The organism is Flavobacterium sp. UBA7682 (genome assembly GCF_002482945.1).
Taxonomy (GTDB): domain Bacteria; phylum Bacteroidota; class Bacteroidia; order Flavobacteriales; family Flavobacteriaceae; genus Flavobacterium.
Window position 1 is genome coordinate 37,454 of record NZ_DLGY01000050.1, and the last position, 15,785, is coordinate 53,238.

Annotated in this window: 13 protein-coding genes and 1 tRNA gene; 7 read left to right on the forward strand and 7 right to left on the reverse strand. The window is 35.1% G+C overall.

Annotation, left to right across the window (positions count from 1 at the left end):
• The first annotated feature begins 32 nt into the window (after positions 1–32).
• The 3 genes from B3C16_RS15515 (at position 33) to B3C16_RS15525 (ending at position 3,174) form a co-directional block, all read left to right on the forward strand.
• Positions 33–1,181, forward strand: a complete 1,149-nt coding sequence (locus B3C16_RS15515; protein WP_291133158.1) for an efflux RND transporter periplasmic adaptor subunit — start codon at positions 33–35, stop codon at positions 1,179–1,181.
• The gene (locus B3C16_RS15520; RefSeq protein ID WP_291133160.1) at positions 1,181–2,437 is read left to right on the forward strand and encodes an ABC transporter permease; all 1,257 of its coding nucleotides are present in this window, start codon (positions 1,181–1,183) and stop codon (positions 2,435–2,437) included. The genes B3C16_RS15515 and B3C16_RS15520 overlap by 1 nt, the downstream gene beginning before the upstream one ends.
• A gap of 62 nt (positions 2,438–2,499) precedes the next feature.
• Positions 2,500–3,174, forward strand: a complete 675-nt coding sequence (locus B3C16_RS15525) for an ABC transporter ATP-binding protein (protein WP_291133162.1) — start codon at positions 2,500–2,502, stop codon at positions 3,172–3,174.
• Here B3C16_RS15525 and B3C16_RS15530 read toward each other — a convergent pair.
• Positions 3,167–3,739, reverse strand: a complete 573-nt coding sequence (locus B3C16_RS15530) for a pentapeptide repeat-containing protein (RefSeq protein ID WP_291133164.1) — start codon at positions 3,737–3,739, stop codon at positions 3,167–3,169. The genes B3C16_RS15525 and B3C16_RS15530 overlap by 8 nt on opposite strands.
• 147 nt (positions 3,740–3,886) lie before the next feature.
• On the opposite strand from B3C16_RS15530, the gene B3C16_RS15535 reads away from it, so the two are divergent.
• The 4 genes from B3C16_RS15535 (at position 3,887) to B3C16_RS15550 (ending at position 7,204) form a co-directional block, all read left to right on the forward strand.
• Entirely contained in the window at positions 3,887–4,930 is a 1,044-nt protein-coding gene (locus B3C16_RS15535) for a GMP reductase (protein WP_291133166.1), read from the forward strand.
• Between the two features lie 110 nt (positions 4,931–5,040).
• Positions 5,041–5,571 (forward strand): NUDIX hydrolase, encoded by a 531-nt coding sequence (locus B3C16_RS15540; RefSeq protein WP_121313674.1) that lies wholly within the window; start codon positions 5,041–5,043, stop codon positions 5,569–5,571.
• A gap of 62 nt (positions 5,572–5,633) precedes the next feature.
• Positions 5,634–7,049: an MATE family efflux transporter gene (locus tag B3C16_RS15545; protein ID WP_121315045.1), complete on the forward strand. Its 1,416-nt coding sequence runs from the start codon at positions 5,634–5,636 to the stop codon at positions 7,047–7,049.
• Between the two features lie 81 nt (positions 7,050–7,130).
• Positions 7,131–7,204, forward strand: a tRNA-Arg gene (locus tag B3C16_RS15550).
• 237 nt (positions 7,205–7,441) lie between these two features.
• On the opposite strand, the gene B3C16_RS15555 is transcribed toward B3C16_RS15550, so the two are convergent.
• The 6 genes from B3C16_RS15555 to B3C16_RS15580 form a co-directional block, all read right to left on the reverse strand.
• Positions 7,442–7,582: an SsrA-binding protein gene (locus tag B3C16_RS15555; protein WP_121313675.1), complete on the reverse strand. Its 141-nt coding sequence runs from the start codon at positions 7,580–7,582 to the stop codon at positions 7,442–7,444.
• A gap of 70 nt (positions 7,583–7,652) precedes the next feature.
• Complete coding sequence (locus B3C16_RS15560) at positions 7,653–10,103, reverse strand: outer membrane beta-barrel family protein (protein WP_291133169.1); 2,451 nt, start codon at positions 10,101–10,103, stop codon at positions 7,653–7,655.
• Positions 10,104–10,292: 189 nt separating this feature from the next.
• Positions 10,293–12,128, reverse strand: a complete 1,836-nt coding sequence (locus B3C16_RS15565) for a M56 family metallopeptidase (RefSeq protein ID WP_291133171.1) — start codon at positions 12,126–12,128, stop codon at positions 10,293–10,295.
• 29 nt (positions 12,129–12,157) lie between these two features.
• The gene (locus B3C16_RS15570; protein WP_291133173.1) at positions 12,158–13,918 is read right to left on the reverse strand and encodes a M56 family metallopeptidase; all 1,761 of its coding nucleotides are present in this window, start codon (positions 13,916–13,918) and stop codon (positions 12,158–12,160) included.
• A gap of 4 nt (positions 13,919–13,922) precedes the next feature.
• A complete protein-coding gene (locus B3C16_RS15575) occupies positions 13,923–14,279 on the reverse strand; it encodes a BlaI/MecI/CopY family transcriptional regulator (RefSeq protein WP_121313679.1) in 357 nt (118 codons plus the stop codon).
• 137 nt (positions 14,280–14,416) lie between these two features.
• Complete coding sequence (locus tag B3C16_RS15580; RefSeq protein WP_291133175.1) at positions 14,417–15,649, reverse strand: MDR family MFS transporter; 1,233 nt, start codon at positions 15,647–15,649, stop codon at positions 14,417–14,419.
• Between the last annotated feature and the right edge of the window lie 136 nt (positions 15,650–15,785).

Sequence of the window (15,785 nt, forward strand, 5' to 3'; positions counted from 1 at the left end):
TTTGGAGGTTTTTTTATGATAAATGTTAGGCTTTGAACGAGTCAATTGTTGTAAATTTGAAAGACAAAATTCACAAATACCAAAATTTAATGAAATTGCTGAAAGTTCTCTGTTTATCTTCTTTCTTCATATTTGTTTCATGTTCCAAAAAGGACGATGGTCAAATTCAGCCGACAAAAGGCAACATAACCGAAAGCGTTTATTCATCCGGAGTTGTAAAGTCTGAAAATCAATATACAGTTTATTCAACTGTTAGTGGTGTGTTGCAAAAAATCAATGTTACGGCCGGACAAACCATTGGAAAAGGGCAATCTTTGTTTCAAATTGAAAGCGATAAAGCCGCATTGAATACGGAGAATGCCCGATTGGCTTACCAATTGAGTAATGAAAACAACCGTTACATTCAGGATAAAATTGCTGAAATGGAAACCAAAGTTCAAGCTGCCAAAGACAAACTCGCTTTAGATTTGTCTATCTACAACCGAAATAAAAATATCAAGCAATACAATGTCATATCGGAAGTGGATTATGAGCGTGTAGAATTGGCTTATAAAAACTCAAAATCCAATTATGAAGCCGCCGTAAAGCAATTATCTCAACTAAAATCTCAATTAAAAAATGAGCAAAGCAGAAATAATATCAATCTTAAAATCAATGAAAAATCTCAAAGCGACTTTATTGTAAAGAGTGCCATAACTGGAGAATTATTTGATGTTTTGGTAAAAGAAGGTACTTTGATTAATCCGCAAACACCGTTGGCTATAATTGGAGAAAAAAACACCTACTTACTCGAATTGGATGTTGATGAGAATGACATGGTTCGTGTAAAATTGGGACAAAAATTAGCCGTAACCATGGACAGTTACAAAGGCAAAGCTTTTGAAGCTATAGTTGATAAAATTTATCCGATTATGGACGAGCGTTCTCGAACCTTTAAAATAGAAGCCCATTTTACTGATCCACCGGTAAAATTGTATCCTAATCTTACGGCAGAAGCCAATATTATTATTCAGACCAAACAAGAGGCTTTAACCATTCCCAAAAGTTATTTGGTAGATAATGAATACGTATTGGTCAATGGTGATGAAAAACGCAAAGTAAAAATTGGATTGAGCGATTATCAGAAGGTGGAAATTTTGGACGGATTAACACCAACAGAAACCATCTATAAACCTAAGTAGTGAATTTTAAACTCATTTTAAATATTGCATTTCACTTACTTCGAGCAAGACTTAAACAAACGATTGTCGCCGCTGTAGGAGTAACTTTTGGGATAGCCATGTTCATTTCTCTTGTGAGTTTTATGAATGGTTTGAATGATTTACTAGACGGATTGATGCTCAATAGAACGCCACATGTTCGTTTATATAACGAGATTAAACCTTCTGAAAATCAACCGATAATGTTATCTGAAAAATATAAAAATGACATTAATTTCATTTCTTCCATAAAGCCAAAAGACAGGGGAAAATCAATATACAATAGCAAAGCTATTATTCATTATTTAAAACAAGACCATCGCATTATTGATGTAGCGCCAAAAATAACTACACCTGTTTTTTTTAATTCGGGTACTATAGAAATATCAGGCGTAATTAACGGAATTGATGTTCTTGCAGAAGAAAAATTATTCACACTCAGCGATTATATTATTGAAGGAACAATAGCCGATTTAGATCAAAACAACAGTATAATTATTGGTAAAGGATTAGCCGACAAAATGCTCTTGGTTCAGGGCGATATCATAAAAATCACTACTGCCAAAGGAAATCTAGCATCGTTAAAAATTGTAGGTATATCCCAAATAGGAATTGCTGAAATAGATGATGTTAGTAGTTATACTTCTTTGGCAACAGCCCAAAAATTATTAGGAGAAGCCACTAACTATATCACAGACATACAAATAAAATTACACGATATTACTTCCGCGCCTACAGTAGCAATGGAATTCCATAATAAATTTGATCTAGATGCTATTGACTACCAAACGGCCAATTCACAGTTTGAAACGGGAAGTTCCATTAGAAGTATTATATCTTATGCCGTTGGAATAGTATTACTGATTGTCGCTGGATTTGGAATCTACAATATCTTGAACATGATGATTTTTGAGAAAATGGACAGTATTGCGATTCTGAAAGCAACAGGGTTTTCCGGTAATGATGTCAAATGGATTTTTATTTCGCTTTCGATGATTATTGGTTTAACCGGTGGCGTTTTCGGACTGATTTTTGGTTTTGGGTTTACTAAAAATATTGACAATATTCCGTTCAACACAGCGGCACTTCCAACCATTTCTACTTATCCAATTAATTATAATCCAATGTTTTATATCATAGGAATTGCATTTGCTTTGGTCACCACTTTTATTGCCGGTTTGTTTCCGGCGCTGAAAGCCAGTAAAATTGATCCGGTGGAAATTATTAGAGGAAAATGATTATAGCCACGAAAGCACAAGTTTAAAATAATATTTGTGGCTAAAATTTATACAAATGTAAGATGAGCAATAAAGTACTCGAAACTAAAGGCTTGACCAAATACTTTTACGACCCGATTCAATTTCAGGTGTTGAAAGCAATCGACATGAGCATCAATCACGGAGAATTTGTTTCAATTGTTGGGAAATCGGGCTGTGGAAAATCGACTTTACTGTATTTACTTTCTACTATGGATACTGATTATGAAGGGCAATTGTTTATCAATGAAGAATTGATTACGGGTAAATCAGATAAATCATTGGCTCAACTCAGGAATGAAAAAATTGGCTTTGTGTTTCAGTTTCACTATTTGCTTTCGGAATATAATGTCCTGAAGAATGTGATGTTGCCCGGAATGAAACTCAATAAATTTTCCGAAGAAGAAATTGAGCACAATGCTATGGAACATCTGAAAACATTGGACATGCACGAGCAAGCTTTAAAAATGCCCAACCAATTAAGCGGTGGACAAAAACAACGTGTGGCTATTGCCCGAGCCTTAATCAACAATCCCTTAATCATTATGGGTGATGAACCTACGGGAAATCTCGACAAGAAAAACAGCGATATCGTTTTTGATATTTTCAATCATTTGACTAAAGATCACAACCAAACTTTATTAGTCGTAACTCATGACAATGATTTTGCAAGCCGAACTCAACGGACAATCACGATGGAAGACGGAAAGATTATTTAACTATTATATCGTATTTCTGCAACAATCCTTTCAATCCATCAGTGGAAAAAACCGCTTTCTTGATTTTATTCTTTTCCGGGTCAAAAGCATAATCGTAGCTTGTTGAAAAATCGGCTTTGTTGGCGATAGTGTCAATAAAAACAGCTCGTCGTAAGTTGCAATTGTCAAATAAAACTTCGGTTAAATCACTCGCCATAAAATCGACTGCAATCATACTGCAGTTGATGAATTGCATTTTTTTCATCTTTAATGCATAAAATTGGGCATAATCCAACAAACAATCTTTGAAGTGAAACTCAAAAATCACTTGGTCGGTCATGGCAAAATTGACGTTGGTGAAATTACATTTGGTAAACCAAACCCCGCGCAGAGAAACATAGTTGATTTTGGTGTCTTTAAAATTACAGTCAAAAAAATTACAATCCACAAAAGTCACAGTTTGAAAAGTACAATCGGTGAAATCGATGTTGTAAAACGTACAGTTTTCAAACTCCTTGAATTTGGTATTAACGTCATTAAAAACTTCGTCTCTGAATTCTTGGTCTGCGATATAATCTGAATGCATAAGTGATTTATTGATGCGTAAAACTACTAAAATAAATCGCAATGCCTTGCTAACAATTGTTGATAAATTTTAACGGTAAAAAACTTTTTTTTTCAATTACCAAAGGTGGAAAAGCAATACATTTGATTGTAATGAAATTTTTGACTTATGAGAATTGAAACCGACCTGAAACTGGGCTTTAAAGATGTAATGATACGACCAAAACGTTCGACTTTAAACAGTAGAGCGCAAGTGTCTTTGGAAAGAGAATTTAAGTTTTTGCATAGTACGCATTTATGGACAGGTGTTCCAATTATGGCTGCCAATATGGATACAGTTGGCACCTTCGAAATGGCATTGGCTTTAGCCAAAGAAAAATTGTTTACGGCGATACACAAACATTATACAGTAGCACAATGGAATGATTTTATGAAAACTGCACCCAGCGAAATTGCAGATTATATTGCCGTTAGTACCGGAACCGGTAAAAGCGATTTCAAAAAGATAAACGAAATATTCACTCAAAATCCACAATTAAAATTCCTTTGTATTGATGTAGCCAATGGTTATTCAGAACATTTTGTGGAATTCTTGCGTCAAGCGCGAAAACAATTCCCGGATAAAGTGATTATCGCCGGAAATGTTGTCACAGGTGAAATGGTGGAAGAATTGTTATTAGAAGGTGCTGATATTATCAAAGTAGGAATTGGCCCGGGTTCGGTTTGTACGACCAGAGTCAAAACCGGTGTTGGTTATCCGCAATTGTCTGCTATTATTGAATGTGCCGATGCGGCTCACGGTTTAGGCGGACATATCATCAGCGATGGTGGTTGTGCGATTCCGGGCGATGTGGCGAAAGCTTTTGGCGCAGGTTCCGATTTTGTAATGCTCGGCGGAATGTTGGCCGGACATACTGAAAGTGGTGGAAAACTCATTGAAATCAATGGTGAAAAGTTCAAACAATTTTATGGTATGAGTTCAGAAACTGCAATGAAAAAACACGTTGGTGGCGTTGCCGAATACCGTGCAAGTGAAGGCAAAACGGTGCAAGTTCCGTTCAAAGGTGATGTGATTGATACTTTGCATGATATTTTGGGTGGCATTCGCAGTACTTGTACTTATGTTGGCGCTTCAAAATTGAAAGAATTGACCAAAAGAACTACATTCATCAGAGTAACAGAACAAGAAAATACCGTTTTTGGAAAATTGTAATTAAACACAGATTTCACAAATTAGCACAAATCAGTTCGTCCAATATTTATTATAATCTGTGAAATCTGTGTTCTATAACGCTATCAATCCTTTCTAATCAGAGTGTTAATATGACAAACGAAATTAATTTTTTCAACTACTGTCCGAATTGCTCCAGTCAAAGCTTTACTTATCAAAACAACTTCAAATTCAACTGCCATACTTGTGATTTTGTATTGTATCACAACATAGCAGCAGCGGTTGCGATTGTTTTTACTTATGAAGACAAAGTTTTGTTTACCGTAAGAAATGTTGATCCCGACAAAGGCAAACTCGATTTACCCGGTGGATTTATTGATCCCGGAGAAACGGCTGAGGAAGCAGCTTGTAGAGAAATCAGAGAAGAAATTGGTTTGTATATTTCTACGACGGAATTAAAATATGTTACAACTTCACCCAATAATTATTTGTATAAAAAGGTAGCTTACCGAACCATGGATATTTTTTATGAATGTTCATTGGATTCAGAAGAGATGGAAATTACTGCCAAAGATGAAATTCAAGACCTGATTTGGATTAAAAGAAGCGAAATCGATTTGAATAAAATTGGGTTTATTTCCATCAAAAAGGTAATCGAAAAATATTATATTTTGGAAAAGTAATTTTGTAAATTGTGTTTGCATTTCCTAAAATAGCTATTTTTGAAATCAATAATTATTTTCAAATGTCATCCAAACCAAACAAAATCACCACACTTTTTCGGCTAATTAAGCAATCGCTTAAGGGAGAAGAACACGATTATACGCAAGGCAATGTAAAAACAGCCATTCTTTTATTGTCCATTCCAATGATTTTGGAATTAAGTCTGGAATCGGTTTTTGCCGTAGTGGACATTTATTTTGTGGGGCATTTGCCTAATGCTGATATTGCTGTGGCGACAGTTGGCTTAACCGAAGCTGTGATTTCTTTGGTTTACACACTCGGAATTGGCTTGAGCGTCGGTGCAACAGCGATTGTAGCTCGACGTGTTGGCGAAAAAGATTTAATTGAAGCTTCCAAATCAGGAGCGCAAGCCATTACGGTTTCTTTGATAGTAGCTATTTTGGTGGCTATTTTGGGCGTTACTTTTGCGGCTGATATTTTGGCTTTAATGGGTGCAAAACCTGAAGTAATAAAGGAAGGAACCACTTTTGCCCAAATCATTTTTGCGAGCAGTCCGGCAATTATTTTATTGTTTTTGATTAATGGAATATTCCGTGGCGCCGGTGATGCTGCGATGGCGATGCGAAGTCTTTGGTTGGCGAGTATTATTAATATTATTTTGTGTCCGCTATTAATTTACGGTTACGGACCGTTTCCTGAATTGGGTTTAACAGGCGCAGCGATTGCAACCGCTATAGGAAGAACGACGGGTGTTTTGTATCAATGTTATCATTTGTTTCTTAAAAGTAGATCGATTAAAATATACAAGACTTATTTTAAACCTAATTTAGAGATTGTCAAATCCTTGCTGAATATATCAACACCGGCCATGTTTCAGTTTTTTATCCAAAGCGGCAGTTGGATTGTGCTGACGTATATTGTTTCTGTAACCGGAAGTACGGATGCAAGTGCCGGTTATCAGATTGCGATTAGAAATGTGGTATTCTTTATTTTACCGGCTTGGGGATTGAGTAACGCGGCTGCGACTTTAGTGGGACAGAATTTAGGTGCGAAGCAACCGGAACGTGCACAACAAAGCGTATTGCTAACGACCAAATACAATATTATTTTTATGAGTTTCGTGACTTTAATCTTTGTTTGCTTCTCAGAATTCATCATTAGTTTTTATACCGAGGACAAAGTAATTTTGGCTTATGGCAGTCAGGCGCTACGAATCATCGGATTGGGTTATGTTTTTTACGGTATCGGAATGGTGATGATACAAGCGCTGAATGGAGCAGGCGATACCAAAACACCAACTTGGATTAACATCGTTTGTTTTTGGATGATTCAAATTCCATTGGCTTGGTTTCTTGCGGTTTATCTAGATTTTGGTCCGCTTGGTGCTTTTATAGCGATTCCATCGGCTGAAACGGTTTTGGCTTTGTTGGCTTTTTATTATTTCAAGAAAGGGAAGTGGAAGACGGTACAAGTTTAATGTTTACTCGTTTTTTTTAGGTTTTAAATCAAATTTGATTTGCAAGTTTATCAAATATAACTATATTTGCACCCACAAAAAGGCCTCGTGGCGCAACTGAATAGCGCATCTGATTACGGCTCAGAAGGTTACTGGTTTGAATCCAGTCGAGGTCACTTAAGAATGAAAAGCTCACACAAAAGTGTGAGCTTTTTTTGTGTTTAGAAAAAACTAAAAGTTTGGTTTTAAAGGATTTTGTAGACACAAAAGAAGCATTTCAATTTTTTAGTGGAATGCTTTTCATTTCCACTACGGAATTTGTTCTGGATATTTAATCCAATTGGGGTCACTGAAAAGCAAAAAGTCTACATGAGAATGTAGACTTTTCTTTTTTTATAAATACTGTAATCAGTTTATTCCAATGCTTTACAAGTAACATAATACCGCCAAGCAATAATAGCCATTTGCCATTTTTTGGCTTTCGCCAAATCTAAGCCGCGCTTAGTAAAGCTTGGTAAAAGAAGTTTGTTGAGTTGGGCCAGAATTTTGTACATCTTATTTTCTTTAGTGTCAAAGATAAAAAAAACCGTCAAATGACGGTTTAATTGTAAATATACCAAGAAACTAGCTTTTTACCCTGTTCTTTTCACTTTCGGCACCATTGGCATCATATTGCTTTTTAGGAGCGAATGATTTTCCAAAGCTATAGGTAAAAGTCAAGGCGACAAATCGGCTATCGAGTTTGTTTCTCCAATTGGCTTCAGTATTTTGGAGGTTTCTGATAATTCCGTTATTTAAATTGGAATAAAAAATATCATTACCCGATAGTTTAATGGTGGCTTTGTCTTGGAGAATTTTTTTCTGCACACCAATATTAATACTTGATCTGGATAATATGACAAACTGTGCCGAAATAATATCGGTGTGATAGTTTCCGCTCAATTCGGCTGACCATCCTTTTTGGAATTTAAAACTGTTATTGATGTTAATGCTCCAAAACGTTCCTGACGATTCTAAATCTTCCGTATATAATTTGCTTTTGTAACGAGTATGGGTTACTTCATTGTAAATATTAGTTGACCACCATTTGTTTAATTCAAGTTGCAAACTGGCGTTAAGACTGAAAAATTCACTTTTACCAATATTTCCGGGACGACTGTAATAAATGCCGTCATTGATTTCGATGGTTTCATAGATGTCATCTGTGGAAGCGCCATAACTCAAAGTGGTTGAGAAAATGCTTTTGTAGCGATATGAAAGTTCATAATTATTGGCAAATGATGGATTCAAGAAAGGATTACCCGAATAAAAGGTAAATCGGTCTAACGGACTTACAAATGGATTCAAGTCTTGAAAATAAGGTCGGTTAATTCTTCTGCCATAATTGATAACCAAAGAATTATCGCCAATAGAATCCAACTTATATTGTACATATACCGTCGGAAAAAGATTGGTGTAGTTTCTTTTGAATTTAGAAGCCGGTTGTTCGATATTGCCCAATTGATTTCCTTTCGATTCAGTATTTTCAACACGCAAACCGGTTTGGAAACTAAAGCGTTTGTAATTGGTACTGAAATTGACATAGGCCGCATTAATAATCTCATCATATTTGAAATGATTGCTAGTAGCGTAATTCGGGATTTCTTCGTTATTGATAACATCCCGATAATCGGCTATATTATCGGTTTTGGTATAGCTGACTTTGTATCCGGCTTCAAAAGTACTACCGTTTTTCATGGGTAATGTATAATCCGATTTTAAGGAATAAATGTCAATGTCCGAAGGCAAATCGCCTTTTAATTCATCCTGACTTGAAAGTGTATTGTCGGGTTGATAGATGTAATTGTTGAACGTTTGTTTGACAGCAGTATCATATTTTAAATAATCGACATCAACGGTTAAACGTTGCCCAAGACTGTCTAATTCATGGCGAAAATTTAGAGTAATGCCACCATTTTTGAATTTTTGTTTTTGTTTGTTGTAAGCAATGATGGAAGAATCTAAAACCGAATTGGCATCCGTAATTTCACTACGTACATCTGAATTTTGATTGTTATTTCTCAAGATACCACTCAATCCAAGTCCAATCGTAGTTTTGTCTGAAAGATAATAATCCAAACCGATTCGGGCATTCTTAGATTGTACTTTAGTGTCAATAAAACTATTTTGGTAAAACAAACTGGTAGCATTTCCTGAATTGTCCTTGAATTTTCTGAAAATAAATAAATCGTTAATTGGATTTTGTTCTGCAAAGCCAATATTTCCAAAAAGCCTAATTTTATTGTTCATATAATTGAAATTCAACCCTTGACGATTGCCACTTCTTTTTCCTTGAGAAACTCTCGAAGTGAGATTACCGTTGAAACCTTTGGTTTTTGATCTTTTGGAAACGATATTGATAATTCCTGCACCGCCGGCAGCGTCATATTTTGCCGGTGGATTGGTCATCAATTCAATTTTGTCAAGTGTGCTTGCCGGTAATGATTTTAAATAGGCTTCGAGTTCGGCTCCGGATAAATAAGTGGGTTTATCATCGATAAAAACCTGAACTCCCGATTTTCCTTTGAAAGTAATCGTACCGTTTTGGTCAACTGAAATTCCGGGAGATTTTTCTAAAATATCCATTGCATCGCCTCCGGCAGCGGTTATAAAAGCGTCTACATTTACAACTGTTCGGTCTATTTTGTTTTCTACAAAAGGTTTCTTCTTGGTGATTACTACTTCATCTAATTTGTTGAGATCATTGGTGGTTAACGAAATAGGAGGTAAGTTCCGATTAGGATTAGCAGCGTTAAGACTAATTATCTCGCTTTGGTATCTTTTAAAACCAATGTCTTCAACCAGCAGTTTATAATCGTTTTCGTTTAGATTAGAAAAAGAAAAATTACCGTCATTGTCACTGATTTCAATTTTGACAATCGAATTGTCTTTGGCTTGAAGAAGCGTAATTTGAATTCCTATTCCCGGTTTTTGATCTTTGTCAATTAATTTTCCGGTGATGCTAAAGTTGGTTTGCGCGTTGAGGATTCCGCTAAGGAAAAGGAACGCAACTAAGGCTTTGATTTGATTTTTCATTTTTTTGATTTTGATTGATGACATAAAAAAAACCGCAAACGCGGTTTCTTTATACTTTTTTGGATTTGTCGTAGAACCTTTTTTTTTGTTTCACTATTTCGTCAAATTATTGAGCCTTTTTTTATTTGCTCATCCAAAGTGCTATTGCCATAGAAACTGAAGTTATAAAAGTCATCATAATAAAGTGCTTTATTTGGTTCTTTTAAGATCTTCTCTGGCTTTATCCAGTTCAGCTTTGGCTTTTTGCATATCTTCTCTAGCCTTAATCATTTCGGCTCTCGCTTGTTCCATTTCGGCTTTGGCTTTAGCCATATCAGGTTTGGCCAGTTCGGCTTCTCTCTTGGCACGTTCCATTTGAGGTTTAACCCTTTCCATTTCTTCTCTTACGCGTTCCATTTGTTGGCGTATCATTTCTTTGTTTTTACGCATTTGCACTTTAACATTGGCCATGGCTTCTGCTGTTAATTTACTGACATCTTTTCCATTGATGATAACTTTGCTTTCGCCATTATCATCATCACTGTCAACAGTTATGCTGTATTGTCCTTTGGCTCCGGCATCATGTAATGCTTTTTCAATTTCGGCTTCATCAGACAATACTTTACCGTTAACAATAACCATTGGTTTTTTATCGCCTCCTTTTTTGATTATGATTTTTGAGTTTTCTTTATTCCAACCCATTCCTTCCGGAGCTTCCGGAACTTCCGGAAATTCAGGCGCTTCAGGCATTTCGAAATCAAAGTCAAAATTAAAGGCTTCCATTGTTGGCAAACTATCAAGAGCATCAAGTGCTTCTCTAGGAACAACATTTACATCCGGAACATTAGCATATACTTTGAAATTTTTAGGCTTACCAAATCCTATGGTTTTATTATTCTTAAAAAAATGAATAGGAGCGATAGGTTCTTTAGTATCTACGTGTGAAACACCTTTATTGCCATTTTTGTCTTTGTACTCTACTTTGATACCGGTGATTTCTCCCTTGGCATTTCGTTTAACTTTTGAGCATTTTAAAGTAATGCCATGTTCTTCTTTTAATCTTTTGGCTTCTCTTTTTAGGTCATCTTCAGAAGAATTTTTGTCGATAACCAATCGAACTTCTTCACGGTGTTGCAGTGATTGGGCAATTTCTGCAGCAACTTCTTTTTCTTGTGCGATGGTTTTAATTTGGAATAAAAACACAAAACCTATTAAGGCCGGAATTATTAAAGTGTATTTCCATGAATTTCTTTTTTGGGATTGATTGGTGTTTAACATAACGATTCGTTTTTTGATTAATGATTGATAAAAATTATTGGTAATTGATAAACAATTTTGATGAGAAATTGCTTTTAAAAGTGCTCTTTGATACACTTTCGGGTCTTGTAATTGTTGTACCGCTTTTTGATCAGCGATGTATTCTAAGTTTTGAATTATGGCTTTTTTATACAGCCAAATAAACGGATTGAACCAAAAGAGAATGCAAAATATTTTGGCCACCATCACATCAAAGGAATGCTTTTCTTGGCTATGAACTTTTTCGTGTAAAAGGATGCTTTGCAACTCTTCTTCGGTATACAAAGATGAATTGAAAACAATGTAATTAAAGAACGAAAAAGGTGCAATGTCATGATTCAAGTCGACTAGCGTAAATTGTTCATTTTTAATTTTTTGCTGTTGGTAAAGCATTTGAAAGAGAGACATGAAATTGATCACGATTTTGATTAGTAAAAGTAAAGCAATTAGGAAGTAACTAACCCAAACAAACTGTATCCAATCAAATGCTTCAACAGCGGTAACTTGTTGTGCCGGAGGATTTACATTGGCGTAAGCCACTAAATCTTCAAGGTTGACTTTTGGTCTTTCAACATAGACAATTTTCTTAATGGAAAACAATGGTAATAGGAGTGAAGTGAACAATCCTGTGATCAAAAACCAACGGTTACTGTTGAAGAATGTTTCTTTGCGTACTAAAAAATGATACGCTAAATAAAACATAGCCATCAGTCCGCTAGATTTTAAAAGATAAATGAATAATGTTTCCATAAGATATTTTTTAAAGAATTTATGCCTTACTACTTGGTAGTGATAATCATTTTATAAATCGGTGTTCCTTTAACTTCTGAATCATTTTCATTAAATACTTTGATGCTTTTTATTTTTGAAATATCCATGCTTTCTAATAGGAGTCTTGGATTTTTTTGTGGAACACCGTTGAAAATTAAAACAGGTGAATTGTCCGTGAATTGCACAGCAGGATGTCCGGGAACTTTTATATTGACACGGTCAAATAACACTACTTCATCTCCGTTTTCTAAAGTAAAAATACTTGAGGCATTTGGTTCAGGTGTTTCTTGTCTTGTGGTCCAATTGGTGGTAATTACAATGACTTCTTTTTTGTCTTTAGCATTGTATTTTTCCAGTGATTTTATGTCTTTTAAGATTTCGATTTTTTCCAAGCCTTTTGGATCTAGCTCATTCAAATCTTCCTTGGTATATCTTTGTCCGTCAACATAAATTAACGCATCATCTTTGATCGATTCTATGGTAGTTATCTTGCTTTCATTAACAGGATCTGTAGGTTTTACTACAAATTCAGAGTTGTCATAAAAACCGATAACATTTTTTTCGTCTTTTTTGCTAATCTTAAAAAAAATAGGTCTGATTGGAATGTCTCTAATTTGTTCGGTTTTACCTTTGTTTCCTTTGTTGTCGTCATAAGACAATTTGATAGCGATGATTTCACCTTTACCGTTTCGCTTAATATTGGAAACTTTTAAATCAATATTGAATTTTGACTTAATTTCTAAAGCATTTTCTTTGAATTCTTTGTCAGAAGAAATTTTGTCAAAAACGTACGCACCTTCAATTGGATCGCCAACATTTTCGTTTATCACTGCAATAGGTGTATTGGCAGTATTGTTAAAATTAGGTGTTTTGGAAACCTTATTTCGGGCTTCAGTGTTGATTTGGAATAAAAAAACAAAGGCAATTAAAGACGGAATTACAACGGCGTATTTCCATAAGTTTCTTTTGTGAGATTGGTTTTGGTTTAGCATAATGATACGTTTTTTGATTAATGATTGATAAAAATGATTGGTAAGCGAAAAGCAGTTTTTAGAAGCGGTTACTTTCAAAAGTGCTTTTTGGTAGGATGTTTTGTCATCTAGGTGAAGCGTGGCTTCATTATCAGCAATGTATTCCAGATTTTGAACAATTGATTTTTTGTACAACCATATAAATGGATTGAACCAAAATACTATGCAAAACAATTTGGCTATAAGTAAGTCAAAGGAATGTTTTTGTTGGCTGTGAATTTTTTCGTGCTGTAAAATGTTTTCCAGTTCATTTTGGGTGTATAAATTGGAATTATAAACTATGTAATTAAAGAATGAAAATGGAGCAATATCAACTCTTAAATCGATTAGTGAATAGTTTTCAGATTTCACTACTTTTTGGTTTCGAAGTAATTTCGATAATGATATTAAATCAATTATAGCTTTAGCTAATAATACCAAACCTATTAATAAATAAGCTATAGCGACAATTTTAAAATAATCTAAAGGCTCACTTTGCCCATTGATTGGCGTAACGATAACCGGTGCTGATACATCCGCTATTGCTGCCAATTCCTCTAAAGGTAATGGTGTACGCTCCACATAGATAATTTTTGTAAAAGAAAGCATTGGCAATAGGAGTGACGTGAACAATCCTGCTATTAAAAACCAACGATTACTGCTGAAAAAAGTTTCTTTGCGCACCAAAAAATAGTAAGCCAAATAAAATACAGCAATTAATCCGCTTGATTTTAAAAGATAAATGAGTAGCGTTTCCATTAGACTATTTTTTTTCTATAATGGCTAAAATCTCTCTTAATTCTTCTGCTGAAATCTTTTCTTCTTCAGCAAAAAAGGAAACCAAATTTTTATACGAACTGTTGAAATAATTGTCAATTGCCGTATTCATAAAGCGTTTTCTATAATCTTCCATTTTAACAATCGGGAAGTATTGGTGTGTATTTCCAAAAGCATTGTGACCAACAAACCCTTTTTCTTCCAAGTTTCTGATAATAGTGGAAAGTGTGTTGTAATGGGGTTGCTCTTCGGTGATTTCGGCTAAAACTTCTTTGACGAAAGCTTTTTTAAGCTTCCATAAGATTTGCATAATCTCTTCTTCCTTATTCGTTAACTTTTGCATGATTATAGTGTTTAAATCTGTTTGTCTAAATTGACAAAACAAACGTATAACTATTTTTCTAGTTACGCAACTATATTTATAGTTATTTAACTAAATTTTAAGTAATAAATAAAGTGATGTAAATATAAAATACTGTATTATATGGCTTTACGTTCCGCTTGAATGAGTTTGAAAACCCAATAACCACAAATGCATCCTATGAGGCCAAGTAATCCCATATACAGCCAATTCATTTGGTAACCATCTTTTTTATAATATTCTATGATTTCCATACCAACTTTGGCACTAAGAATATGCGCCAAACTAAAACTCATGGTGTAAATTGCCATATAACGACCTTCGTGGCCTTTTGGTGCTCGACTCAAAGCCACAGAATTCGAAAAAGGAAAAGCAAACATTTCGGCAAAAGTCATGAATACCATCATAATGGTCAAAATGCCAACCCAAGTGTTAAATAACATCAGAAACATACTGATAGCCATTAAAAAACAACCAAAAGCAACCACTTTTACTTTATTGATTTTCTTTCTTTCGACATAACTTACTATGGGCATTTCGCAGAAAAAAACCAAAACACCATTCATGGTGAGTAACAATCCGGTTTGCAATTCGGTTAAATTAAATTGCTCTCTGTGGTAAAGCGGAATAGTGGTAAATACTTGGAAAAACAAGATACCCGAAACCAAACATGTAAACAAAAAGAGCCAAAACGGTTTGTCTCTAAAAACCGAATGGGTCAAGACTTCGCCCGGATGTTCTTTATCGGTGAACGGCGATTTTTTCTTTTCTTTTACTTTGAGCCAAAAGATAAGAATCGCTATTATACAAGTAATACCATCTGCCCAAAACAAGCCACGATAGCCAATATTCATAATAATTAATCCGCCCATCGCCGGTCCGGCCGCGAAACCAAGATTGATGGCCAGTCGAACTAAGGTTAGTGCTCGCGTTCTGTTTTCGGGTTTGGCATAAGCGCCAATCGACACAAACATGGCCGGTCGATACATATCGGCAACCGTCATAATGGCAAACATACTAATGCAAAGACCAATGAAACTGGTAATGTATTGAATAACGAAGAACATCAATCCGCTGGTCAACAAACTGAAAATCATGATTTTGTAGAAGCCTATTTTGTCTGAGAGTTTTCCGCCAAGCCATGAACCCAACATAGAACCTATACCAAAGCAAACCATAATCCAACCAACCTGACCATAGCTAAAACCCAAATCTTCTTTCAAATATTTAGAAAGAAAAGGCAATACCATAGTTCCGGCTCGATTGATAAAAGTGATAATGGTTAGTATCCAAATTTCTCTGGAAAAGCCTTTAAAGTTATCGATATAGCGTTGGAAAGCCGATTTAAGCATGATAGATGATTTTCTCCGCTGCGCTCCAAACAAGTCGGCAATGCCTCGGGTGATGATGTAAAGTTACAAAGAACCTAGAGTTCCTGAGTAGTTAAGTTTCTGAGGTTTCAAACAATTTTTATGCTATTTTTGTTAA